Origin of the sequence: Stutzerimonas decontaminans (assembly GCF_000661915.1) — a bacterium.
In the GTDB taxonomy this organism is placed as follows: Bacteria; Pseudomonadota; Gammaproteobacteria; order Pseudomonadales; family Pseudomonadaceae; genus Stutzerimonas; species Stutzerimonas decontaminans.
On record NZ_CP007509.1, the window covers coordinates 2,271,152 to 2,291,698 of the forward strand.

The 20,547-nt window shown below is 60.5% G+C and carries 22 protein-coding genes; 7 read left to right on the forward strand and 15 right to left on the reverse strand.

What is annotated here, in order from left to right; genetic code table 11:
• Positions 1 to 126 precede the first annotated feature (126 nt).
• Entirely contained in the window at positions 127 to 774 is a 648-nt protein-coding gene (locus UIB01_RS10540; RefSeq protein ID WP_038659888.1) for a hypothetical protein, read from the forward strand.
• 45 nt (positions 775 to 819) lie between these two features.
• Here UIB01_RS10540 and UIB01_RS10545 read toward each other — a convergent pair whose 3' ends face one another.
• The 4 genes from UIB01_RS10545 to UIB01_RS10560 form a co-directional block, all read right to left on the reverse strand.
• Positions 820 to 1,587 (reverse strand): SDR family oxidoreductase, encoded by a 768-nt coding sequence (locus tag UIB01_RS10545; protein WP_038665676.1) that lies wholly within the window; start codon positions 1,585 to 1,587, stop codon positions 820 to 822.
• A gap of 55 nt (positions 1,588 to 1,642) precedes the next feature.
• Positions 1,643 to 2,710, reverse strand: a complete 1,068-nt coding sequence (locus UIB01_RS10550) for a phosphotransferase family protein (protein ID WP_038659891.1) — start codon at positions 2,708 to 2,710, stop codon at positions 1,643 to 1,645.
• Between the two features lie 205 nt (positions 2,711 to 2,915).
• Positions 2,916 to 3,230, reverse strand: coding sequence for an SCP2 sterol-binding domain-containing protein (locus tag UIB01_RS10555; protein ID WP_014820131.1), 315 nt, complete (start codon positions 3,228 to 3,230; stop codon positions 2,916 to 2,918).
• A 60-nt stretch (positions 3,231 to 3,290) separates the two neighbouring features.
• Positions 3,291 to 3,989: a histidine phosphatase family protein gene (locus UIB01_RS10560; RefSeq protein WP_038659895.1), complete on the reverse strand. Its 699-nt coding sequence runs from the start codon at positions 3,987 to 3,989 to the stop codon at positions 3,291 to 3,293.
• 181 nt (positions 3,990 to 4,170) lie between these two features.
• Here UIB01_RS10560 and sohB point away from each other — a divergent pair, with 181 nt between their 5' ends.
• Both sohB and UIB01_RS10570 read left to right on the forward strand, forming a co-directional pair.
• Positions 4,171 to 5,193, forward strand: coding sequence for a protease SohB (sohB, locus tag UIB01_RS10565; protein ID WP_038659898.1), 1,023 nt, complete (start codon positions 4,171 to 4,173; stop codon positions 5,191 to 5,193).
• A 13-nt stretch (positions 5,194 to 5,206) separates the two neighbouring features.
• Positions 5,207 to 6,199 (forward strand): YhdH/YhfP family quinone oxidoreductase, encoded by a 993-nt coding sequence (locus UIB01_RS10570; protein ID WP_038659900.1) that lies wholly within the window; start codon positions 5,207 to 5,209, stop codon positions 6,197 to 6,199.
• A 270-nt stretch (positions 6,200 to 6,469) separates the two neighbouring features.
• Here UIB01_RS10570 and UIB01_RS10575 read toward each other — a convergent pair whose 3' ends face one another.
• The 8 genes from UIB01_RS10575 to UIB01_RS10610 form a co-directional block, all read right to left on the reverse strand.
• Complete coding sequence (locus UIB01_RS10575) at positions 6,470 to 6,970, reverse strand: DUF934 domain-containing protein (protein WP_038659903.1); 501 nt, start codon at positions 6,968 to 6,970, stop codon at positions 6,470 to 6,472.
• Complete coding sequence (locus UIB01_RS10580; RefSeq protein WP_038659906.1) at positions 6,954 to 8,612, reverse strand: nitrite/sulfite reductase; 1,659 nt, start codon at positions 8,610 to 8,612, stop codon at positions 6,954 to 6,956. Before UIB01_RS10580 ends, UIB01_RS10575 begins: the two co-directional genes overlap by 17 nt.
• A gap of 346 nt (positions 8,613 to 8,958) precedes the next feature.
• A complete protein-coding gene (locus UIB01_RS10585) occupies positions 8,959 to 9,174 on the reverse strand; it encodes a DUF2970 domain-containing protein (protein ID WP_038659909.1) in 216 nt (71 codons plus the stop codon).
• 127 nt (positions 9,175 to 9,301) lie between these two features.
• On the reverse strand, positions 9,302 to 9,832 hold the full coding sequence (locus tag UIB01_RS10590) for an Hsp20/alpha crystallin family protein (RefSeq protein WP_038659912.1): 531 nt from the start codon (positions 9,830 to 9,832) through the stop codon (positions 9,302 to 9,304).
• A gap of 158 nt (positions 9,833 to 9,990) precedes the next feature.
• Positions 9,991 to 10,440, reverse strand: a complete 450-nt coding sequence (locus UIB01_RS10595) for a 3-phosphoshikimate 1-carboxyvinyltransferase (RefSeq protein ID WP_038659915.1) — start codon at positions 10,438 to 10,440, stop codon at positions 9,991 to 9,993.
• 24 nt (positions 10,441 to 10,464) lie between these two features.
• Positions 10,465 to 11,781: a leucine-rich repeat-containing protein kinase family protein gene (locus UIB01_RS10600; RefSeq protein WP_038659918.1), complete on the reverse strand. Its 1,317-nt coding sequence runs from the start codon at positions 11,779 to 11,781 to the stop codon at positions 10,465 to 10,467.
• Between the two features lie 83 nt (positions 11,782 to 11,864).
• Positions 11,865 to 12,905 (reverse strand): RNA methyltransferase, encoded by a 1,041-nt coding sequence (locus UIB01_RS10605; protein WP_038659921.1) that lies wholly within the window; start codon positions 12,903 to 12,905, stop codon positions 11,865 to 11,867.
• Positions 12,906 to 12,927: 22 nt separating this feature from the next.
• Positions 12,928 to 14,076, reverse strand: a complete 1,149-nt coding sequence (locus UIB01_RS10610) for an MFS transporter (RefSeq protein ID WP_038659924.1) — start codon at positions 14,074 to 14,076, stop codon at positions 12,928 to 12,930.
• 327 nt (positions 14,077 to 14,403) lie between these two features.
• Here UIB01_RS10610 and UIB01_RS10615 point away from each other — a divergent pair, with 327 nt between their 5' ends.
• Together UIB01_RS10615 and UIB01_RS10620 are read left to right on the forward strand one after the other, a co-directional pair.
• Entirely contained in the window at positions 14,404 to 14,703 is a 300-nt protein-coding gene (locus UIB01_RS10615) for a DUF1883 domain-containing protein (protein WP_003279791.1), read from the forward strand.
• Between the two features lie 42 nt (positions 14,704 to 14,745).
• Positions 14,746 to 15,726 carry a DMT family transporter gene (locus UIB01_RS10620; RefSeq protein WP_038659929.1) on the forward strand — a complete coding sequence of 327 codons (981 nt, stop codon included), beginning with the start codon at positions 14,746 to 14,748 and terminating at the stop codon, positions 15,724 to 15,726.
• A gap of 7 nt (positions 15,727 to 15,733) precedes the next feature.
• On the opposite strand, the gene UIB01_RS10625 is transcribed toward UIB01_RS10620, so the two are convergent.
• Both UIB01_RS10625 and pnuC read right to left on the reverse strand, forming a co-directional pair.
• A complete protein-coding gene (locus UIB01_RS10625) occupies positions 15,734 to 16,255 on the reverse strand; it encodes an AAA family ATPase (protein ID WP_038659933.1) in 522 nt (173 codons plus the stop codon).
• A complete protein-coding gene (gene pnuC / locus UIB01_RS10630; protein ID WP_038659936.1) occupies positions 16,252 to 16,815 on the reverse strand; it encodes a nicotinamide riboside transporter PnuC in 564 nt (187 codons plus the stop codon). Before pnuC ends, UIB01_RS10625 begins: the two co-directional genes overlap by 4 nt.
• Positions 16,816 to 17,053: 238 nt before the next feature.
• Between pnuC and UIB01_RS10635 the strand changes: the two genes are divergently transcribed.
• Positions 17,054 to 18,175: an acyltransferase family protein gene (locus UIB01_RS10635; protein ID WP_038659939.1), complete on the forward strand. Its 1,122-nt coding sequence runs from the start codon at positions 17,054 to 17,056 to the stop codon at positions 18,173 to 18,175.
• Between the two features lie 5 nt (positions 18,176 to 18,180).
• Here UIB01_RS10635 and UIB01_RS10640 read toward each other — a convergent pair whose 3' ends face one another.
• Complete coding sequence (locus tag UIB01_RS10640) at positions 18,181 to 18,507, reverse strand: DUF5629 family protein (protein WP_038659942.1); 327 nt, start codon at positions 18,505 to 18,507, stop codon at positions 18,181 to 18,183.
• Positions 18,508 to 18,879: 372 nt separating this feature from the next.
• Here UIB01_RS10640 and UIB01_RS10645 point away from each other — a divergent pair, with 372 nt between their 5' ends.
• Positions 18,880 to 20,544, forward strand: a complete 1,665-nt coding sequence (locus tag UIB01_RS10645; RefSeq protein WP_219807510.1) for a sensor domain-containing phosphodiesterase — start codon at positions 18,880 to 18,882, stop codon at positions 20,542 to 20,544.
• Positions 20,545 to 20,547: the final 3 nt, after the last annotated feature.

The window sequence follows — 20,547 nt, forward strand, 5'->3', positions numbered from 1 at the left end:
CGCCTGAGCTGCCTCATGCTGTGCACGAAGAAGAACGCCAGCTCGTGACCGCCGTCCCATGCCGGTGCTGGCTGTGCTGATGGCTGCTGCGGATAATGTCGCACCCAATGAAAAGGACGCTTGGCTATGCAATATCTCGGGCTTGCAATCGTGATCGCGTTACTGGCGGTTATCGTATTGCTGGTGGCGCTACGTTTGCTGCTGGGAGGGAGCTGGCTGATGGGCTGGCTGCGTGGCACCTGTGGCTTTGCTGTCCTCGCGCTTGCCGGGCTTATCGGACTGATTGGCTACGACATCAGTACCTATTCGGCGCTGCCGAGCGACCGGCCGCTGGTTACCGTTACCTTCCAGGCTCAGGGATCGCAGCGTTACGAGGTCAGGCTGGAGCAGGGCAAGGAGGCGCGTACGGCGATGCTGGAAGGGGATCTCTGGCAGCTCGACCTGCATGTGTTGCGCTGGAAGAGTCTGGCTGAGCTGATCGGCCTGGAATCCGGCTATCGGCTGGAGCGCCTCACCGGACGCTACCTCGCTGTCGAGCAGCAGAATGTGGCGCGCCATGGCCGTGTAGTGCTGAGCGAGAAGCCCCTAGGGGTGGATATCTGGCAATCGCTGGAACTTGGACAGCGCAGCATGCATCTGGTCGATGCACAGCTGCTGCGCGTCGATTACATGCCGATCGCCGATGGCGCCGCTTATACTGTGGAGCTCGCTCCGACCGGGCTGATTGCCAAGCCCATGAACGCAGCGGCGACCGAGGCGTTGAAGAACTGGTAAACAAAAGGGAGCCGCTAGGCTCCCTTCTGGTAGTCCCGCAAAGCGTCAGGCCAGATAACCGCCATCGACGTTGAGTGACACCCCCGTGGTGTAGCTGGACGCATCGCTGGCCAGATAGAGCACAGCACCGGCCATTTCGCTCGGTTGGGCGACACGGCTCAGTGGGATGTGCTGCAGTGCCATTTGCAGAATCGAGTCGTTCTTGACCAGTGCCGAGGCGAACTTGGTATCGGTCAGGCCCGGCAGCAGCGCATTGCAACGAATACCGAACTGCGCGCATTCCTTGGCGAAAGCTTTGGTCATGTTGATCACGGCGCCCTTGGTAATCGAGTAGATGCCCTGGAAGTTACCCGGTGTCACCCCGTTGATGGAGGCGACGTTAATGATGCTGCCGCCGCCGTGCTCGCGCATCAGCTTGCCGGCCTCGATGGACATGTAGAAGTAGCCGCGGATGTTCACGTCGACGGTCTTCTGGAAGGCCGATACGTCGGTATCCAGCACGTGGCAGAACTGCGGATTGGTAGCAGCGTTGTTGACCAGAATATCGAGGCGGCCGAACTGCTCGCGGATCTGAGCGAAAACCGCCTGAATCTGTTCCATCTCCCCAATATGGCAAGCAACCGGGGTGGCTTTTCCACCTTCGGCGATGATCGCGTCGGCTACAGCCTGGCAGCCCTCGATCTTGCGGCTGGATACGATCACGTGGGCGCCTTGCTGCGCGAGCAGCTTGGCAATGGCCTCGCCGATACCGCGGCTGGCGCCGGAAACGAAGGCGATCTTGCCGTCTAGGTCGAACAGGGTGGTCTTGGACATGGTCATTCCTCTTTTTCTTGTTCGGCCCTGTGCGTGCCACAGGGCTTGGATGGCTTCAGAGCTTCGATTGCCCGATCACTTGCAGCGCTTTTTGTTCGAGCAACTTGTTCATATGGATGAACGAGGCGAAACGTTGATCCTGTGTCTGGCCGTGATAGAAGCGGTAGTAAATCTGCTGAACGATTCCAGCCAGGCGGAACAGGCCGTAGGTGTAGTAGAAGTCGATGCAGGGGATCTCGATGCCGGCCCGTTGCGCGTAGTAATCGACGAAGCCCTGCCGGGTATGCATGCCAGGTAGATGGCTTGGTTGGCGACGCATCGCCTGCATCGGTTGTGGATCATCGGCCTCGATCCAGTAGGCCAGTGTATTGCCCAGATCCATTAGCGGATCGCCGATGGTAGTCATTTCCCAGTCCAGTACACCGATGATCTCCATCGGGTTATTCGGGTTGAGGATGACGTTGTCGAAGCGGTAGTCGTTGTGAATGATCCCGGGCTTTGCGTGATCCGCTGGCATTTTGTCCTTAAGCCAGGCCTTCACCGCCTCCCAGGCGGGCGCATCGGGGGTGATGGCGCGCTCGTAGCGCTCGCTCCAACCCTCGATCTGGCGCTTCACGTAACCTTCAGGCTTGCCCAGGTCGCCAAGGCCGCAGGCCTGATAGTCGACATTGTGCAGGTCGACGAACTTGTCGATGAAGCTCTCGCAGAGGGCACGGGTCTGGCCTTCATCGAGGCTCAGTTCCGGCGGCAGCTCGGAGCGCAAGATGATGCCGTTGACGCGCTCCATCACGTAGAACTCCGCGCCTATCACTGAATCATCCGTGCAGTAAACATAGGCCTTCGGGCAGTAGGGAAAGCCTTTGTTGAGCTGATTGAGAATACGAAACTCACGGCCCATGTCGTGGGCGGATTTCGCCTTGTGTCCGAAGGGAGGGCGGCGCAAGACCAGATCGAGATCAGGGTACTGCAATAGGTAGGTCAGATTCGATGCGCCACCGGGGAACTGGGAAATCTGCGGCGTACCGTTCAGGCCAGGGATATGCGCCTTCAGGTATTGGTCGATGATATCGACCGGTAACTCCTCGCCTTCCCGGACGCGCGTGGTTTGATCTGTAAGCGCCATTGTTATCCCTTCTACTTATGTTCGGTGCCCAAGATGATTCAGTAATCTAATGCTCGAGATCGCGTAGACCAAGTCATGGCCGCTGTTATTGGCCGGAGTGTTGCCCGTCAATCAAGCTGCCTGATTCGCTGTTCAGGGTTGTTCGGCCAAAAAAAAACCGAAGTCAGTGACTTCGGCTTTTTGCGTCGCAGCGGTGGTCCTGGCCTTACGCCGGGAACAGTTCGCTTAGCTTCATGGCCAGCATCATGTCGCCTTCGGCGCGCAGCTTGCCGGCCATGAAAGCCTGCATGCCGTCGGTTTCACCGCTGACGATGCCCTGCATGGTTTCGCTGTCCATGATCAAGGTGACGTTTGCATCGCTGGAATCGCCCTGCTGCAGATCGCAGGTGCCATCCTTTACCACCAGGTAGTAGTTTTCGGCATCAGTGATGTTGAACTGGAACACCAGATCCAGGCCGGCAGCGGCGCTGGGGTTGAACTTCGACTGCATGCCTTTGAAAGTCTCGGCGACGTTACTCATGAGGGTTTCCTTTTTGGGTCGTTATGGGTACACGCAGCTAGGGGCCGCTTGGGGCTGGGCTCATCTATGGGTGACGAGCTCCGGGTTCTTCAGGAGTTGCAGGTGCGCATGGCTGTTGAACGAAGCCAGCGCGACATCTCGATCACGAAACTTCAACAGGCTGAGCGAGGTATTGACGATCTGCCAGTTCATCTCGAATGCCTTGATCGGCGGCACGCCTATGATCAGTTGCATCAGTGCGGTGATAGTTCCGCCGGAGGTGAAGATGGCGATGCGATCACGCTTGCCTGCTTGATCCAGAACGCGATCCAGACCACCCCGTACGCGATCGAGGAAATGCTGCCAGCTCTCCAGTTCTTCCTTCTCGTGCTCACCGGATATCCAGCGATGCACTACATGGGTGAACAGCCGCTGAAAGTCGGCACGATGATCCGCCGCGTTGCGCAGGATGTGCAATGCATTGGGCTCGAGCTGAAGCAAGTCGGGGAGGTGGGCGCGTATAACCGCATCGGCGTGAAATTCATTGAAGGCGGCGTCGACTTCAAGCTCCGGCTGAGCCCCCAGTCTCGCCAGCGTGGCGCGGGCAGTGTCCTGCTGGCGATCCAGCTCGCCACTCAGGCAGCGATCAAAGGTCACATCAAGCTGCGCAAGGTAGTCGCCCAGCGCTTCGGATTGGCGATAGCCCAGTGGGGAGAGCACGTCGTAGTTTTCTGCGCCGAAAGACGCCTGACCATGCCTGATCAGGTAGATACTGCCCATGCTTGCTGCTCCGGCCGGCACTGTTTTTTCGCGAGGGTAGGGGCATCGTTCGGGAGTGTCAACGATAATTCGAACGTTTGTTTGAATTGCGCGCGCTAGCCCAGCCAAAGGCCCGCCGGTATGCTGGCGGCTTGCCGCCGAAGGGATACCTGTCGGCGCCGGAACTCACCGAGGGGGATACGTGGAATTTCTTGTCGATTACGCCAGCTTCCTGGCCAAGACTGTCACGCTGGTGGTCGCAATCGTGATCGTGCTGATCGCTCTCGCTTCGATGCGGCGCGGACGCAGCAAGCAGGGCGGTGGCCATCTCGAAGTGCACAAGCTCAACGAGTTCTATAAGTCCATGCGCGAGCGCCTGGAGCAGGCTGTGCTGGAGAAGGACGCGTTGAAAGCATTGCGCAAGCGCGAAGCCAAGGCCGCCAAACAGAACAAGAAGCCTGAAACGCCCGCGCGGGTATTCGTCCTCGATTTCGATGGCGACATTCGCGCATCGGCCGTCGACAACCTGCGCCACGAGATCACCGCGCTGCTAACGATGGCGACACCGCAGGATGAAGTGGTCCTGCGGCTGGAGAGTGGTGGTGGCATGGTGCACGGCTATGGCCTGGCCGCATCACAGCTGGTGCGTATCCGTGATGCCGGTGTGCCGCTGACTGTCTGCGTCGACAAGGTGGCCGCGAGCGGCGGCTACATGATGGCGTGCATCGGTAATCGCATTCTTACTGCGCCATTCGCCATCCTTGGTTCCATCGGCGTGGTGGCGCAGCTGCCCAATGTCCATCGCCTGCTGAAAAAGCATGATGTGGATTTCGAAGTGCTGACCGCTGGTGAGTACAAGCGAACCCTGACCGTTTTTGGCGAGAACACCGACAAGGGCCGGGAGAAATTCCAGGAAGATCTGGAAACGACCCATGAGTTGTTCAAGAACTTCGTCGCTCGCTATCGGCAGAACCTCTCGATAGATGATGTTGCAACGGGCGAGGTCTGGCTCGGCATCGCTGCGCTGGGTAAGCATCTGGCGGACGAGCTGAAAACCAGTGATCAGTACCTCGCCGAGCGGGCGCAGGAAGCGGAACTGTTCCAGCTGCATTACATCCAGAAGAAGAGCCTGCCGGAACGTTTCGGCATGGCGGCCAGTACGGTAATGGAGCACGGCTTGCTGAAAGGCTGGAGCCGGCTGAACGAACAACGTTTTTGGCAATGACAAGGGGACCGCGATGAGCAGCTTCAAGGCGCTACAAGTCAGCGAAGTGGCCGAGGGCCGTTTCGAATCCAAAGTCGTCGAGCGTGGTATCGACGAGCTGCCCGCAGGTGAGGTGCTCATCCGGGTTCATTATTCCTCGCTGAACTTCAAGGACGCGCTATCGGCGAGCGGTAATCGCGGCGTGACCCGATCCTATCCGCATACGCCTGGCATTGACGCTGCAGGTATCGTGGCTTCTTCCAGTGTCGGCGAATTCGCCGAAGGTGATGAGGTGATCGTTACGGGCTATGACCTGGGCATGAACACCGCCGGTGGCTTCGCTCAGTACATCCGCGTCCCGGCTGCCTGGGTGATCAAGCGTCCCCAGGGCCTTTCGCTGCGCGAAGCGATGATCCTCGGTACTGCCGGGCTGACTGCAGCACTTTGTATCGACAAGCTTGAGCAGGCTGGCCTGGAACCGCGTGAAGCGCCAGTGCTGGTGACGGGAGCGACTGGCGGGGTGGGTAGCATTGCCGTGGCGCTACTGGCCAGCCTTGGCTACAAGGTTGCGGCGGTGACCGGCAAGGCCGATCAGGCTGACTTTCTCACTCGCCTGGGCGCAAGCCAGATTGTCGAACGTTCTGCATTGCAGGCTGGCGTGGAAAAGGCGCTGCTCAAGGAGCAGTGGGGCGGCGCGGTTGATACGGTCGGCGGAGATATCCTGTTCAACGTGGTCAAGTCGCTGCAGCGCGGTGCCAGCGCAGCCTGTTGCGGACTCACTGCGGGCACTCACTTTCAGGCCAGCGTTCTGCCCTTCATTCTGCGTGGAGTCAATCTGCTGGGGGTGGACTCGGTGGAGATTCCGCTGGTGGTCAAGGCCTCCATGTGGGACAAGCTGTCGCTGCAGTGGAAGCTGCCCAACCTCGACGATCTGACCCATGAGATCGCTCTTGAGCAGTTGCCAGAGGCGATCGAGCGCATCTTGGCCGGGGGCCAGGTAGGCCGGATATTGGTACGTGTCGATTGAGTTGCGCCTGCTAAGCGATTTATCGACGCGATAGTGGCAATGAATTTCCTCGGAAGCGGCAATTGGCGGAACCTAGCGCCATCGCTGTTCGCAACCGAGGAAATCGTTCATGAAGAAGCTTGCCGAGAAAATCAAACAGATCGCTTCCGGAAAAAAGGCCGTAGAGGTTACCGCTCCGGTCGAACACCCTAATTTCTGGATGTATCAATGAAGCAATAAAAAGCCCGCCAATAGGCGGGCTTTTTATTTGCCGGTTCGACTGGGCTGGTATCAGCCCTGACGGCGACGGAACAGCGGGCGCTCATCATCGGCCGCGGCCTGATAGGTCACCGAAAAGTCCTTCAAACCTTCCAGCGCGTCGACTGGGTCACGATCGGCGCGAATGGCAAAAGCATCGAAGCCGCAGCGACGCATGTAGAACAGCTGGTCACGCAGTACGTCACCGATGGCGCGAATTTCGCCTTTATAGCCATAGCGCTCACGCAGCAGGCGGGCACTGGAGTAGTGGCGACCGTCGGTGAAGCTCGGGAAATTCAGCGCGACTACCTGGAAATGCTCCAGGTCGTCGGCGATATCTTCGATCTGTTCGTGCGCGTCAAGCCACACGCCGAGACCACCGTCGCGTGCTTTCAACGCATGCGCATGGTCGAGCCAGAGATGCAGCGGAACGATCAGGTCATCGCTGTTGCACAGGTCGTCGAGCGTCTGCTCTTGGGGCAGCAGGTGCCAGGTTTCATCGACCAGTTGATCGTTCTTAATGATTCGCTGCATAGACGCGCTCCTTGAAGGGATCAATGCCGATGCGGCGGTAAGTGTCGATGAACTGTTCATCTTCGGTACGCTGCTCCACGTAAACGTTGATGATCTTTTCGATCACATCGGGCATCGAGTCCTGAGCGAACGATGGGCCGAGGATCTGGCCGAGGCTCGCGTCACGGCCGGAGCTGCCGCCTAACGAAACCTGGTAGAACTCCGCACCTTTCTTGTCCACGCCCAGAATGCCGATGTGACCGACATGGTGGTGGCCACAGGCGTTCATGCAGCCCGAGATGTTCAGGTCGATGTTGCCCAGGTCGAACAGGTAATCGAGGTTATCGAAGCGACGCTGGATGGATTCGGCGATCGGAATCGACTTGGCGTTGGCCAGCGAGCAGAAGTCGCCGCCAGGGCAGCAGATGATGTCGGTCAGCAGGCCGATGTTCGGCGTGGCCAGCCCCAGCTCGCGCAGTTCGTGCCAGAGTTCGAACAGCTTGGCCTGCTCGACATCGGCAAGGATCATGTTCTGCTCGTGGGAGTTGCGCACCTCGCCAAAGCTATAGCGATCTGCCAGATCGGCGATGGCCTCGAGCTGCTTGTCAGTGACGTCCCCGGGGGCCACGCCCGTGCTCTTCAGTGAGAGGGTGACTGCCGCGTAGCCGGGTTTTTTGTGTGCGACGACGTTGCGTTGACGCCAGCGGGCGAAGCCCGGATGCTCGGCGTCCATTTGGGCGAGGGCGGCGTCCTGGTCTTCCAGGGTTTTGTACTCGGGATCGACGAAGAACTTGCTGACGCGTTGAACTTCAGTTTCGGTCAGTGTCGTCGGGCCGTCCTTCAGGTGCGCCCATTCGGCCTCGACGCGCTCGGCGAACACTTCCGGCGTCAGTGCTTTGACCAGGATCTTGATACGGGCCTTGAACTTGTTGTCACGACGGCCATAGCGGTTGTAAACCCGCAGGATGGCGTCAAGGTAGCTCAGCAGGTGCTGCCAAGGCAGAAATTCGTTGATGAAGCTGCCAACGATAGGGGTCCGACCGAGGCCACCGCCAACCGAAACGCGGAAGCCCAGTTCGCCGGCCTCGTTCTTCACCGCTTCCAGGCCGATATCGTGCACTTCGATGGCGGCACGGTCGCTGACCGCGCCGTTCACGGCAATCTTGAACTTGCGCGGCAGGAAGGCGAATTCTGGGTGGAAGGTCGACCACTGGCGAATGATCTCGCACCAAGGCCGTGGATCGATCAGCTCGTCCTTTGCGACACCGGCGAACTGGTCGGTGGTGGTGTTGCGGATGCAGTTGCCGCTGGTCTGGATCGCGTGCATTTGCACGGTGGCCAGCTCGGCGAGAATCTCCGGTACGTCTTCCAGCTCGGGCCAGTTGAACTGCACGTTCGTCCGCGTACTGATGTGCGCGTAGCCTTTGTCGTAATGACGTGCGATCTCCGCCAGCTTGCGCACCTGGGTGGAGGACAGCAGGCCGTAGGGCACGGCTACACGCAGCATTGGCGCGTAGCGCTGGATGTACAGGCCATTCTGCAGACGCAGCGGGCGGAATTCCTCATCAGCGAGTTCGCCAGCCAGGAAGCGGCGGGTCTGGTCGCGGAACTGCCGGACCCGATCCTCGATGATGTGTTGGTCGTACTGATCGTAAACGTACATAAATGTCCTGTTTTCAGGCTGTCTACAGCATTCGCGCGCACGGCCGCGCACCCATTTAGGGAGGGCGGCACGATACCAGCTCGTGGTTATGCGCAAAAGTGATGTTTGGGAATATGTTTAGAACTAAACCAAGCGAAATGGACTTATAACCCGCCGTCCTTGAGCAACGCACAAGCGTGGTCTTAACTGCCTGAAAGAAGCTGTCGATATCATCGAATGCTAAGAGGAGAAGTCCCGTGAGAAACGAGCAGCGCGACAGTGTGGTGGACGCCGCGGCGATCTTCAGTCTGATCATGCTCGCGGTGGGCACGGCGATATTCTGGGTCAGTCACCAGTAGGGTACAGCTCAGTTACCGACCAGGTAGAGCACCAGCTTCACCAGCCCCAGGATGGCCAGCACGAACAGTACGGTGAAGCTCACGCCGAGGATGATGAAGTGGCTGGGTTTGCCGTGGCTGAAATCCCGAGCTCTGTTCTTGCCGCTTTGTACGCCCAGGGCTGCAGCTAGCACGCTGCTAAGCATTTCTCGAAGCGTCAGACTCTTTTCCTGCTCGTCTTTCATGGCGGCCTCGTACGGTGATTTTTCCGAAGTCTAGTCGAGCGAGGTAAAGGTGGCGGGGCGGGACGCGGCCGATGATATGTCGGGGCTGAAGCGGGGACCGGCCTGCCGGTGACCGGTCCCGCCGACATTACTCGGCTTTGACAGCGATGTTTTTTGCGCTATCGGCAGTGCCCGGCTGCTTGGGCAGCGAAAGGCGCAGCACGCCTTTGCCGAATTTGGCCTCGATCTTGTCGCGGTCCACGCCTTCTGGCAGCGCAAAGCTGCGCTGGAAGCTGCCAAAGGAGCGTTCTGAGAGGTGGTAGCCGTCTTTCTCCTCTTTATGTTCCTGGCGCTTCTCACCCTTGATGACCAAGCTATTACCGACCAGCTTTACTTCTACGTCCTTTTCATCCAGACCGGGCAACTCGGCGGTGATTTCGTATGCGCTTTCCTTCTCGACCACGTCTACTGCTGGCATTTGACTGGGGCCACCCTGCCATAGCGGCGCGGCGTCCATGACGTGACGGCTGAACGGCAGATGCCAGGGGCGATCGAAATCATCGAACAGGCGGTCTACCTGTCGGCGTAGCGAGTCGAAGGGGCGCCATGGTTCCTGAGGCGCAGACGGGATCTTTTTTTCATCCGTAGTTACTGCAGGTTTTTTCGAAACGTCATTCATTTCGCAAACTCCTTTGAGCTCGGGAAGTCAACAGCGCATTCAGTTTCCTCCGTCGTATGGAATACGGTTTGATTCCGATCAACGGCGGATCCACTTATCGTGGTGACCTCAAGAGTAGTTCGTCCATGCCTGCCGACAAGAGGTGCGGCGCCTTCGTCTCAAAGGCTCTGTTTGAACCAGTCCCACAGCCCCAGCGAGAAGTCTGGGAAGAGGTTGATCCCCAGCGCGGACTTGAGCAAATAAAGAATCACCAGGCCTATCAATGCTGAGAACAGCAGGAACAGGGTCGCCAGCGCGGCCTTGGCCATGAGCGAAAGATTCTGCTGCGGACGCGTCAGGTTTCGTTTGTTACGGCCAGCAACGATCGCGAAGTAATAGCGATCACGCCACAATTTCACCGTTCCGCGCAAATCGACTCGGTGCTTGACCCATGACCGTGCGCCGAAAACTCCACGTAGTGCGTCGAGCTGTTCCTCGCTGAAGGAATCGCGCAGATGGTCGGGAAGGCGCTGCTTGAGGCCGCGGATGAACGGGTCGTGGTCCAGCGCAGTATCTGCATAGGGCTTGGGGTAGGGCGTACGTTCTTCGTCTGCTGCGGGTGATGTCATTGCGGGTCGCTCCGGTAAGGCGCGTCAGAGCGCGGCGAGGATGGTGTGCAGCTGGCCGAAGGCGGGGCGGAGCTCCGGCTGCTCTGACAAGCACTGGTTCTGCAGTTCGTACAGGGCATGCCAACGTGAGTCGTCATCGAAACCAGGGCAGCGCTGCAGCAACTCCTCAAGCAGGCAACCGAAGGCGCGGGACTCGATGCGTTGCAGGGCCTCACCGACCAGACTGTCCGGCTCGAAGAAGGACGCGGCGCCAAAATCGCTGAGCAGGCAGTTGCCCTGTGCATCGACCAGCAGGTTGTGGGCGTAAAGGTCGCCGTGCAGGATGCCGCGCTGGTGCAGGTGTGCCACTGCGGATGCCGCTCCGAGGGCGATGCGCAACGCCTGATCGAGGCTGAACGTAAGATCATCGGCATAGCAGTCACGCGTGCAGCTGGCCAGGGAAGGCGGACCAGCCAGTGGCTGGAAGGCCGGCTCAATCAGATCCATCAGTAGCCCCGGCGTTTGACCCGACTGATCCGCCAGCGGCCCGGCAACATCGATCAGGTTTGGATGGGGGCCGGCGGCCACGCAGGCGCCCATCTCGCTATGGGGCAGGCCATCGCTGGTGACGTGGCCCTTGAACTGTTTGGCGGCCATCTGCTTGGCCGGCTGTCCGCTCTGCTGCCACTCGGCACGGTAGATGATGCCGGACGCACCCTGGCCCAGCTGCTCGTGCAGGACGATCTGCTCGCGCGGGATCGCCGGTAGTGAGTGGCGCGCGAGACTTATCGCTTCGTTGGTATCGCTGAAGGGGTTGCCGGCAGCGGCCAGCCAACTGAGTCGTGGCAGCGTCAGCAGCCAGGCGGGCAGCGCTGGCAGGCGGTTGGCGGCGATGCGCAGCAATTCCAGGTTGACGCAATTGGCGAGCGTGTCCGGCAGTGAGGCCAGCTGGTTTCCGGCGAGCATCAACTTCTGCAGGCGGCGGCAGTTGCCGATCTCCTCGGGCAACGCCTGCAGCTGGTTGTCGGTGAGGATCAGCCAGCGCAACGCCGACGGCAGCGCGGCGGCGGGAAGATGACGGATCTGGTTGGCCTTGAAGCCGATCATTTCCAGCTGCTCGCAGTCGCCAAGGCAGTCCGGCAGCTCGGTGAAGAGGTTGTCAGAGCAGAACAGGATGCGCAGTTTGCGCAGGCGGGACAGGTCGGGCGGCAGGCGCTTGAGTTGATTGCCGGAGAGATTCAGTACTTCCAGCGTATCGGCGAGATCGAAGATTGCTTCCGGAAAGGTCTGCAGATCGGCGGAGAGATCCAGTCGGCGGATTCCGGCCAATTCGCCACGTTCCAGTTGTTCCAATGTATGCATGCGGCTTTGCGCTTTCCTTGCTGTATGAGGCCGAGCGGGCCGTCGATCGTATTGCGCTGGGACAGCGAGTGGGGCTTGCGGGTTCAGACACCGCGATCAACGCGCCCCTTGCGATTGAGCACCTGCTCGGCCCTTGCACGGAGCTGGCCGCAGCCACCGTCGATGTCCTGACCGGCCGAATTGCGTACCTTGGTCAATACGCCGCGGCTGTGCAGGTAACGCACGATCTGCACGATGCGATCGCCATCGGGACGCTGGTATTCGTCGTCTTCCAGGCTGTTGTAGGGGATCAGGTTCATCACCGCATACTTGCCTTTGAGCAAACGCAGGATGCCATCCATCTCAGCCTGGTTGTCGTTGATGCCCTTGAGCAGCGTCCACTGGTACTGGATCGGGAAGCCGGTTGCGCGGGCGTAGGTCTCGCCGAGGTCGATCAGCTCGTCGGGAGCAATCTGCGGTGCCCGTGGCAGCAGCGCCTGACGCAATGCGGCATCGGTGCTGTGCAGCGACAGGGCCAGCGCCGGCTTGACCCGCTGCTGCGGCAGACGCTCGAACACGCGCATATCGCCGACGGTGGAGAACACCAGATTCTTGTGGCCGATGCCGCCGTCCGTGCCGAGCAGGTCGATGGCCTCGAGCACGTTGTCGAGGTTGTGGGCGGGCTCGCCCATGCCCATGAACACCACCTTCTTCACCGGGCGGAAACGTCGGGCGAGGGCGACCTGGGCGACGATTTCGGCGCTACCCAGCTGACGCAGCAGTCCGCTCTTGCCGGTCATGCAGAACACACAGCCCACCGCGCAGCCGACCTGGCTGGAAACGCACAGGCCGTCGCGCGGCAGCAATACGCTCTCCACCATCTGCCCGTCGGCCAGCTCGACCAGCAGGCGTGCCGAGCCATCGGCAGCCGGATGTTCGGAACGCAGCTTTGCCAGACCATCGAGTTCCGCGTTCAATGCCGGCAGGCCTTCGCGCACGCTCAGCGGCAGGAAGTCCTCGGCCTGTTGCTGACGGCGGCCCACATCGAGTGGCAGACCCTTGAGCCAGGCACGGGTCATTCGCCCGATATGACGGGGCTTGGCGCCGATGTCGGCAAGGCGTTGCTGGAAGTCTGGGATTCGCATAGGGCGCGCATTCTATCCGGGGTCACGCGGTGAAGCGACGGCAGAACGGCACGATGCCGACCAGGAGGACGGCGAGCAGCGCGAAGGCCATGCCCAGCGAGCTGAAATGCGCGACCACGCCCATCATGGCGGGGCCGGCAAGGACCCCGGCAAAACCGATGGTGGTCGCCACGGTGACGGCCAGTTGCACCGGCATGCCGTCCTGCCGGCTCAGGGACGAAATCAGCACCGGCGAGACGTTGGCGCAACCCAGCCCGCACAAGCCGTAGCCGATCAGCGCCACGGCCCAGTGTTCGGAGGCCAGGCTCAGGCCGATGCCAAACGCCGCGAGCAGACCACCAAAAGCGATGACTCGCGCCGTGCCGAGCGCATTAACCAGCGGGCCGCCAGCGAAGCGCGCGATGGTCACCATAAGGGCGAAGGCTGCGTAACCCAGGCCGCCCTTGGCCACTTCGAGGCCTTTCTCGCCGGTCAGGTAAAGCGCGCTCCAGTCCAGCACGGCGCCTTCGGCCAGATACACGACAAAGCACATCAGGCCTACCAACAGCACCACCCCAGTGGGCCGTATGAAGGCAAAGCCGCCGCCCGGCGCACGATTCGGCAGAAAGCCGCGGGCCAGACCGAGATTCGCCGCAACGATCAGCCCAATCATCAGAAAGCTGCCGATTTCCGGCGCCAGGCCGACGGTCAGCAGGCCGGTGAGCATCAGTGCGCCGCTGATGGCGCCGAGGCTGTACATGCCGTGGAAGTTCGACATCAGTCGGCGGCCGACCGCGGTTTCCACCAGCACCGCCTGAATATTCATGATCACGTCGATGACGCCCAGGCTGCCGCCAAAGCAGAACAGTGCCAGGGCCAGCAACAGCATCGAGTCGGTCAGGGCCATGCCGGCCAGAGCCAACGCCAATAGCACGACGCTGCACAACTGCACTGGACGGATGCCCCAGCGGCTTACCAATACGCCGGACAGCGGCATCCAGGTCAGCGAGCCGACGCCGATGCAGAGCAGCAGCAGGCCGAACACTGCATCGGTCATCTCGATGCGTTCGCGTACATACGGCACCAGTGGTGCCCAGACGGACAGGCCGAATCCGGCCATGAAGAAACCGCAACGGGTCGCGTTGCGCACGATAGGGGCGTCGATCTGAACGGTATTACGGACCGCAGGCATTGGCGGCATTCCTCGATGAACTGGGTTTGGTGATGTGTTGAGCGCGGGCGGGGCCGCCAATCACCAGAGGGCCAACAATCCGGTATCGAAGAGAAACAGCAGTCGGCTTCCCGCGGGCAGGCTTGAAGAGCAGGGGAGTGACGTACTGAGCATGGGCGGAGGGAGCAGCTGTTAGATAGTGCACAGAGGATACACAACCCCGGCTAAGGAACAACCCGAGTGCAGGCGCTCACGATCCGCTCAGCGCTGTACACAATCCGGCCGATGCGACGGGGGTGCATGCTATCGTTAGCCGCTTTGCCGCCATGTGCGCTGTCGGAGCAGTCGATGAAGTTCATACACCAGCGCGAGCACCTCAACGAGGACGATATCGTCGTCATCGAATGCTCGCAGACCTGCAACATCCGCCTGATGAACGATGCGAACTTCCGCAGTTTCAAGAACGGCGGGCGGCATACGTACCATGGCGGGGCGTTCGATAAGTTTCCGGCCAAGATCGTGGTGCCGAGCACCGGCTTCTGGAATATCACCATCGATACGGTCACCCGGCGGCCGATCAGCGTGACGCGCAAACCGAACCTCAGTCACTCGATCAGGGTCATTCGACGGTCCCCCTCGCGTCTGTAATCGCCACATGGGCTGCGAGGCAACGAACAGGGAGCGACCTTTTTGAACCGCAGTCACCGTCGTTACGCCATCAACACCAGTCTGAACAGCCAAACGCCGGAGGTGCGCAGCAGCGATAGCCGCGGCGGGACCACCCGTGCGCATCTCGGCATGCTGTTGTGGGCGCTTTTTGTCGGGTTGTCCTTCCCGGCGGTGGGCTTGCTAAGCGAAGGGTTGCCGCCTTTGTTGCTGACAGCCATGCGCTTCAGCATCGCCGCGCTGGTCCTGGCGCCGCTGGCCTGGAGTCAGAGCGAAGGGCGACCGGGTTGGCGCACTCTGCTGCTTTACGCTGCCATGGGCCTATGCCTGGCGGGCTTTTTCGGCACCATGTTCTGGGCGGCCCATCGGGTCAGCGCACTGTCGATGGCGACGCTGTTCGTCAGCGTACCGCTGTTGGCTTATTGCCTGGGCCGTGGGCTGGGCGTCGAGCAACCTGCAGGCCGCCTACTGGCCATCCTGGCGCTTGGTGCGAGCGGAGCGTTGGGGCTGGCATGGGCCGAGAACGGTGGCGATTTTTCCGGTATGCAGTTGGGTCTGGGCGAATTGGGCTTCTTTTTTGGCTGCGTCGCTTCGGCGTTGTACCCGGTACTGAGCAAATGGGGGATGGCGAACGGCATGCTGCCGCGGCAGGCAGGCTTGCGCACCTTCTGGAGCCTGATCGCCGGCGCGTTTTTGATCGGCCTGATGGGCCTGCTCTGGGAACGACCGGCAACGTTGTTGCGCATGAACCTGCTGGATCTGCTTCTGGTGACCTACCTCGGCGTGTTTTCCAGCGCCATGACCTTCTTCCTCCAACAGCGAGCGACCTCCGTGCTCACGCCTGGCGCGGTCACGGCCTACAGCTATCTGGTGCCGTTTGTCTCGATGCTGCTGCTGTTCTTCGATCAGCCGGCACGCATGGGTATGCACTGGTTGCCCGGCAGCCTGTTGGTCGTGCTTGCCATCGGCCTGCTATTGCGAGGTGCTCGCCAGCCATCGCGCTGACGATCAGTCACTCCAGCAGTGCGCGGGTATGTGCAATCGCATGACGCTCTCGCTCGGTCCAGTTACCGCCGATTTCGACGAAGGGCTGGTCCCGCTGCACTAGCCAGCTGCGACATGCCTCGAAGAAGTCCAGTCGTTCGCTGATATCCGGCTGGCAGCGCTGGCCGTCGGCATGCCACTCGATATTCTCGGGCGAGAGCAGCAGGTGCTGGTGGTAATCCCTCGCCAGCAGCTCATCCTCGAGCCAGGCGGGGCAATCGCCGAACAGCGTATGACTCCAGAGCATGTTGCTCAGCAGGTGCGTATCCAGAATCAGCAGATGCGGTGCCTGGATTCTCGCGGCATCTTCGCGGACCAGCTGGCCACGGGCGATGGCCGGAATATCGGCAAACGTCGTGTCGCGTTGCCTCTGCTCGATGTAGTCACGCACGTACTCGCCGACCAGCACGCCACCGAACGTGCGCAGCAGCCGTTCCGCAAGCCAGCTTTTGCCGGTGGACTCCGGGCCGGTAAGCACCAAAACCTTCATCGCGTGGCGCCCAGCGCCGTTCGCCACTCTCGCAGCCCCATAACCGCAAGCCCGGTGAACAGCGCGTAGAGACCTGCGGTCAGCCAATAGCCCTGATGGCTGAAGAAGCCAATGAACAGCACATCCACGACGATCCAAAGGACCCAGCACTGCAAGCGCTTGAGTGCCATCCACAGCTGCGCGAGCAGGCTGAACGCGGTCAAGGCGGCGTCGATCCAGGGAAAGGCAGCCTCGGTGAAGCTTGCCATTGCACTGCCGAGCAGCAGGCTGCCAATTGCTGCGCCGGCAATTCCGATTGCGACTTCCTGCGTACTGGCTCGGGTCACGGGCCTGCCTTGGTCGACCGCGGCGCCCAGCGTCCAGGCCCACCAGCCGTACAGTTGCATCGCGGCGAATACGCTGTGCAACAGGACCTGCGAATACAGCCTTGCGTCGAAGAAAAACCAGGCGTAGAGCGACACCATGCCCAACCCGAGCGGCCAGCACCACGGGTTCTGGCGCACCGTCAGCCATACGGCGATCACGCCGAGCAGCGAGGCGATCAGTTCGAGAGACGACATGGCGTGAAACCGGCTTTGCAGAGGAGGGGCGCGATCATAGCGGACGTCTCCGCCGATGGCTGCATGTTGTGAGGCGCGCCGGGATTGAACGACGCGGGTATCGACTGGTCATGGTTCAGGCGAGGGTGCAGCGGGAGGCTGGCCAGGTGTTGAACAAAGCCCCGAGGTAATGGAATCGATCCTGAATGACCCAGGCAATGGCTGGTAGTCGCGGCGGCTTGCGAATATCGGACTGCTTATGACTGATGCCGGAGCGCGGCACGGCAAGAATCGCAATATTCAATTTCTCCGTGGGCTGGCGATCGTGATGGTACTGCTGGCCCATGCGTCGGTGATGCTGGTCGGCGTGGAGGCCGACTGGTGGGATGGCTTGCTGCAACGCTTCTTGCCGGGTGTCGGGGTCGATCTGTTCTTTCTTATTTCCGGCTACCTGATGGGCGCGACCTTTCTGCGCAAGCAGCAGCGTTTCGATGCCCTGGCGGTGTACGCCTTCTACAAGAAGCGCATCCGCCGTGTGCTGCTGCCGACGTGGTTCTGGGCAGCGGTGGTACTGCTGTTCAGCGTTGTCGAGCCGCCGCGTGGGGCGCCTGTCTATTCGCTGGATACCCTGCTCGGCGTGACGGCGAGCGCGGCGTTCTTTCTCGCCAATATCTTCAACGGGTTGCATGAGACCGACTTCGGCTATTTCTGGTCGATCGCCCTTGAGGTGCAGTTCTACCTCTTGTTTCCGCTATTGCTTCTGCTACGCCGGGCATTCTGGCCGGCGGTGATCGGTATCGTGCTCTGGTTCAGCTTCGCCAACCCTTTCGCGCCCGAGTGGCTGTTCCGGGCGAACGGCCTGTTCATGGGGCTGCTGCTATGGAAGCTGTCATCGCTGGATCAGTTTCGCGTCGTCGAGCGCGACATCGCGGCGATGACCGCCACCAGCAAAGTGTTGGTGAGCGGTCTGGCGGTGGCCTCGGCGAGCCTTCTCGCCATCGCTCTGGAACCGCTCGCTTCATTTCGCTGGGCGGCGACGACGCTGGTGCTGGCTGTGCCATTCATGCTGGCGGTCTGTTCCAGCGAGGCGATCTTCGGCGCGTTGTCGCGCCCGCTGGAGGCAGTCGGACAGGTATCGTTTTCGCTTTACCTGTGCCATATCCCCGTCTGGCTGCTGTGCATGACCGGCCTCGACGACCAGCCGCTGCTGCCGCGTGTGACGGTTTGTTTAACGATGTCGCTGATCGTCGCCGGCCTGAGCTATCGCTATATCGAACGCCCGCTGATGGATGGCGCTAAGTCAGCGGCACTCGCCGGGGATAGGGCGAGTGCGACTGCACGTTCGATAGCAGCCGTCGCGCGGGTCGGGCGAGGCGGCTGACAGGCTTATTCGGCCTCTTCGTCACCGCCGATCGCGCTTAGGCACTGCAGCCGGTGCGGGCCCTCCAGTAGCCAGGTTTCGCCATCGACCTGGAGCTGGGCTTCCATTATCTGGTTGTAGCTGAACTGCCACTGGCGGCGAGTGCGGCCGTCCACCAGATCGATAGTCAGCAGCGTGTCTTCACTGGCAAATGGCTGATTGGCTTCGGCCGCGGCGTCGGCCGCATCGAGCAGCGCCTCATTCAGCATGAACTGCCAGGCATGCAGATCGTCAACGATCAGCATGTCGGCGGTTTCTAGTTGATCAAGCAGGTAGGGAGTGTCAGCGGGCATAGCGTGGTCCTGAGGGGAGCGATTCTGTGAGGGCTGCTATTAAACGCCTAGAGGCGCCGGTCAGCCAGTAAACCGAGTGCGGCGACACCCGCCGCTGGCGATCAATGGACATCAAGATGGGCAGCTCGCAGCCGATGATCTGTCCACGCAACGCGTTACCACGCCGGTCACCCTATCTGCCCGAATCTGCTGCGCCGGCACTTGGTGAAGTGCTGGTCGGTACTTCGGGGTGAATCTGCTCGCGGCGCCTATGAAATGAGTCTGGAGTTGAATGCGCCATGCCGCACTACGAGCAAGAAAGGCTGTTTACCCTAAGGCAGTTGAACATTCTTGATACCCCCCCCTAGCGAGAGCTTTGACAGGATAACGCGGATGGCGAGCCAGCTGTTCGACCTGCCAATAGCAGCGGTTTCGCTAACCGACAGCGATCGGCAGTGGTTCAAATCCCGCGTCGGGGTAGCGCACACGGAAATCCCGCGATTCAAGGCCTGCTGCGGGGAAGTGGCGGACAGCTCCGAAATGTTGGTGATCAATGATCTGCTGGCATCGCCGTACTATCGCGATAGTACCCTCGCGCATTCCGGGATACGCTTTTACGCCGGTGCGCCGCTGGTCACGCGGGAGGGATACACATTAGGTGCCATGTGTGTGCTGGGTACTGAGCCTCGTGACGTCACCGAACATGAGCAAGCAGTGCTGCGCGATTTGGCATCCATGGTCATGGGGCAGATCGAGATGCAGCATGCCTATGGCCGTGTTGATCCATTGACTGGGCTGGCCAATCGCAGCCAGTTCCTAGAGGACCTGGAGGACCTTGGTCGTGACCAGCCAGGCAGGTCGCTGTTCGCCTTTTTCACCGACCTGGTGGACATAGAGCAGATGATGTCCATCCAGCGGGTGATGGGGCCTGCGTTTCTAGACAAGCAGACCAAGTCTGCCGTGATGCGCTTGCAGCGATCCTTGCACAAGGGCGTCAAGCTTTACAGCGTAAGCCCCTACCAATTCGTCCATGTCATGGAAGCGTCCAGTGCGCAGGAGGCGGTAGAACTCGCCAGCGCGTTGCGCGCAAATCTCGCCGTTGTTGCTCCGGATGATTCCGGGGCATTGATGACGCGCCCGGTCATTGGCGTAGCACCTTTCCGCCTGGGCGAAGGCCTCGGAGAGGATGTGCTGCGTGTTGCACACTGCGCCAGCCAGGATGCTCGGCAGTTGGAGGGCGGTGTCGGGCTGTATTCCAGCGAGCTCGATGCCCGCTATCGGCGCCGCTTCGTCCTCTTGGACGACTTTAGCTGCGCGCTGACGGATGCAAGCCAGTTGCGGCTCAACTACCAGCCCCGGGTCCACATGAAAACCGGGGCGTGCGTCGGTGCCGAGGCGCTGATTCGCTGGAAGCATCCGTTACTGGGTGACATTTCCCCCGCAGAGTTCATTCCGCTGATTGAGCAAACCAAAATGGCGCGACCGCTGACCAGATGGGTCGTCGCCCAGGCAGTGGAGCAGGCAGCAAGATGGCAAAGCATCGGTCTGGAAGTCTGTATCTCGATTAACGTTACAGCGTTGAATCTCGAAGAGACGGACTTCGCCCAGAACCTGGTTTCGGCACTGACCGAGCGCAACCTGCCTTCTTCAGCCATCGAACTCGAATTGACTGAAAGCGCGATGATCGGCAACGGCCCCGCAGCATCCAGTCAGTTGGAAATGCTGCAAGCGGCAGGGATCAGTATTGCCATTGATGACTTCGGAACCGGCTATAGCAGCCTGTCTTATTTGCAGAAGATTACCGCGCAGGTAGTGAAGATCGACCGCTCGTTCATTTCGCTTCTTGACCAGCGTCCACGTAGCCAGACGCTGGTCAAAGCGATGGTCGGCATGGCCCATGATTTGGGGTACAGCGTGGTGGCTGAAGGCATCGAAGAACCTGAGGTCTACGATTTCCTGAAAGCCATCGGCTGTGATGAGGCGCAGGGCTACCTACTGTCAAGGCCGCTACCTGTCGAAGCTTTCGAGCATTGGTTGGCGCATCGGCACGATTCCTAATGC

What these genes read in the sequence shown, in the direction of transcription:
- UIB01_RS10540 (WP_038659888.1), top strand. Translation starts at nt 127, where the DNA reads ATGCAATATCTCGGGCTTGCAATCGTGATCGCGTTACTGGCGGTTATC.
- UIB01_RS10545 (WP_038665676.1), bottom strand. Translation starts at nt 1,587, where the DNA reads ATGTCCAAGACCACCCTGTTCGACCTAGACGGCAAGATCGCCTTCGTT.
- UIB01_RS10550 (WP_038659891.1), bottom strand. Translation starts at nt 2,710, where the DNA reads ATGGCGCTTACAGATCAAACCACGCGCGTCCGGGAAGGCGAGGAGTTA.
- UIB01_RS10555 (WP_014820131.1), bottom strand. Translation starts at nt 3,230, where the DNA reads ATGAGTAACGTCGCCGAGACTTTCAAAGGCATGCAGTCGAAGTTCAAC.
- UIB01_RS10560 (WP_038659895.1), bottom strand. Translation starts at nt 3,989, where the DNA reads ATGGGCAGTATCTACCTGATCAGGCATGGTCAGGCGTCTTTCGGCGCA.
- UIB01_RS10570 (WP_038659900.1), top strand. Translation starts at nt 5,207, where the DNA reads ATGAGCAGCTTCAAGGCGCTACAAGTCAGCGAAGTGGCCGAGGGCCGT.
- UIB01_RS10575 (WP_038659903.1), bottom strand. Translation starts at nt 6,970, where the DNA reads ATGCAGCGAATCATTAAGAACGATCAACTGGTCGATGAAACCTGGCAC.
- UIB01_RS10580 (WP_038659906.1), bottom strand. Translation starts at nt 8,612, where the DNA reads ATGTACGTTTACGATCAGTACGACCAACACATCATCGAGGATCGGGTC.
- UIB01_RS10585 (WP_038659909.1), bottom strand. Translation starts at nt 9,174, where the DNA reads ATGAAAGACGAGCAGGAAAAGAGTCTGACGCTTCGAGAAATGCTTAGC.
- UIB01_RS10590 (WP_038659912.1), bottom strand. Translation starts at nt 9,832, where the DNA reads ATGAATGACGTTTCGAAAAAACCTGCAGTAACTACGGATGAAAAAAAG.
- UIB01_RS10595 (WP_038659915.1), bottom strand. Translation starts at nt 10,440, where the DNA reads ATGACATCACCCGCAGCAGACGAAGAACGTACGCCCTACCCCAAGCCC.
- UIB01_RS10600 (WP_038659918.1), bottom strand. Translation starts at nt 11,781, where the DNA reads ATGCATACATTGGAACAACTGGAACGTGGCGAATTGGCCGGAATCCGC.
- UIB01_RS10605 (WP_038659921.1), bottom strand. Translation starts at nt 12,905, where the DNA reads ATGCGAATCCCAGACTTCCAGCAACGCCTTGCCGACATCGGCGCCAAG.
- UIB01_RS10610 (WP_038659924.1), bottom strand. Translation starts at nt 14,076, where the DNA reads ATGCCTGCGGTCCGTAATACCGTTCAGATCGACGCCCCTATCGTGCGC.
- UIB01_RS10615 (WP_003279791.1), top strand. Translation starts at nt 14,404, where the DNA reads ATGAAGTTCATACACCAGCGCGAGCACCTCAACGAGGACGATATCGTC.
- UIB01_RS10625 (WP_038659933.1), bottom strand. Translation starts at nt 16,255, where the DNA reads ATGAAGGTTTTGGTGCTTACCGGCCCGGAGTCCACCGGCAAAAGCTGG.
- pnuC (WP_038659936.1), bottom strand. Translation starts at nt 16,815, where the DNA reads ATGTCGTCTCTCGAACTGATCGCCTCGCTGCTCGGCGTGATCGCCGTA.
- UIB01_RS10635 (WP_038659939.1), top strand. Translation starts at nt 17,054, where the DNA reads ATGACTGATGCCGGAGCGCGGCACGGCAAGAATCGCAATATTCAATTT.
- UIB01_RS10640 (WP_038659942.1), bottom strand. Translation starts at nt 18,507, where the DNA reads ATGCCCGCTGACACTCCCTACCTGCTTGATCAACTAGAAACCGCCGAC.
- UIB01_RS10645 (WP_219807510.1), top strand. Translation starts at nt 18,880, where the DNA reads ATGGCGAGCCAGCTGTTCGACCTGCCAATAGCAGCGGTTTCGCTAACC.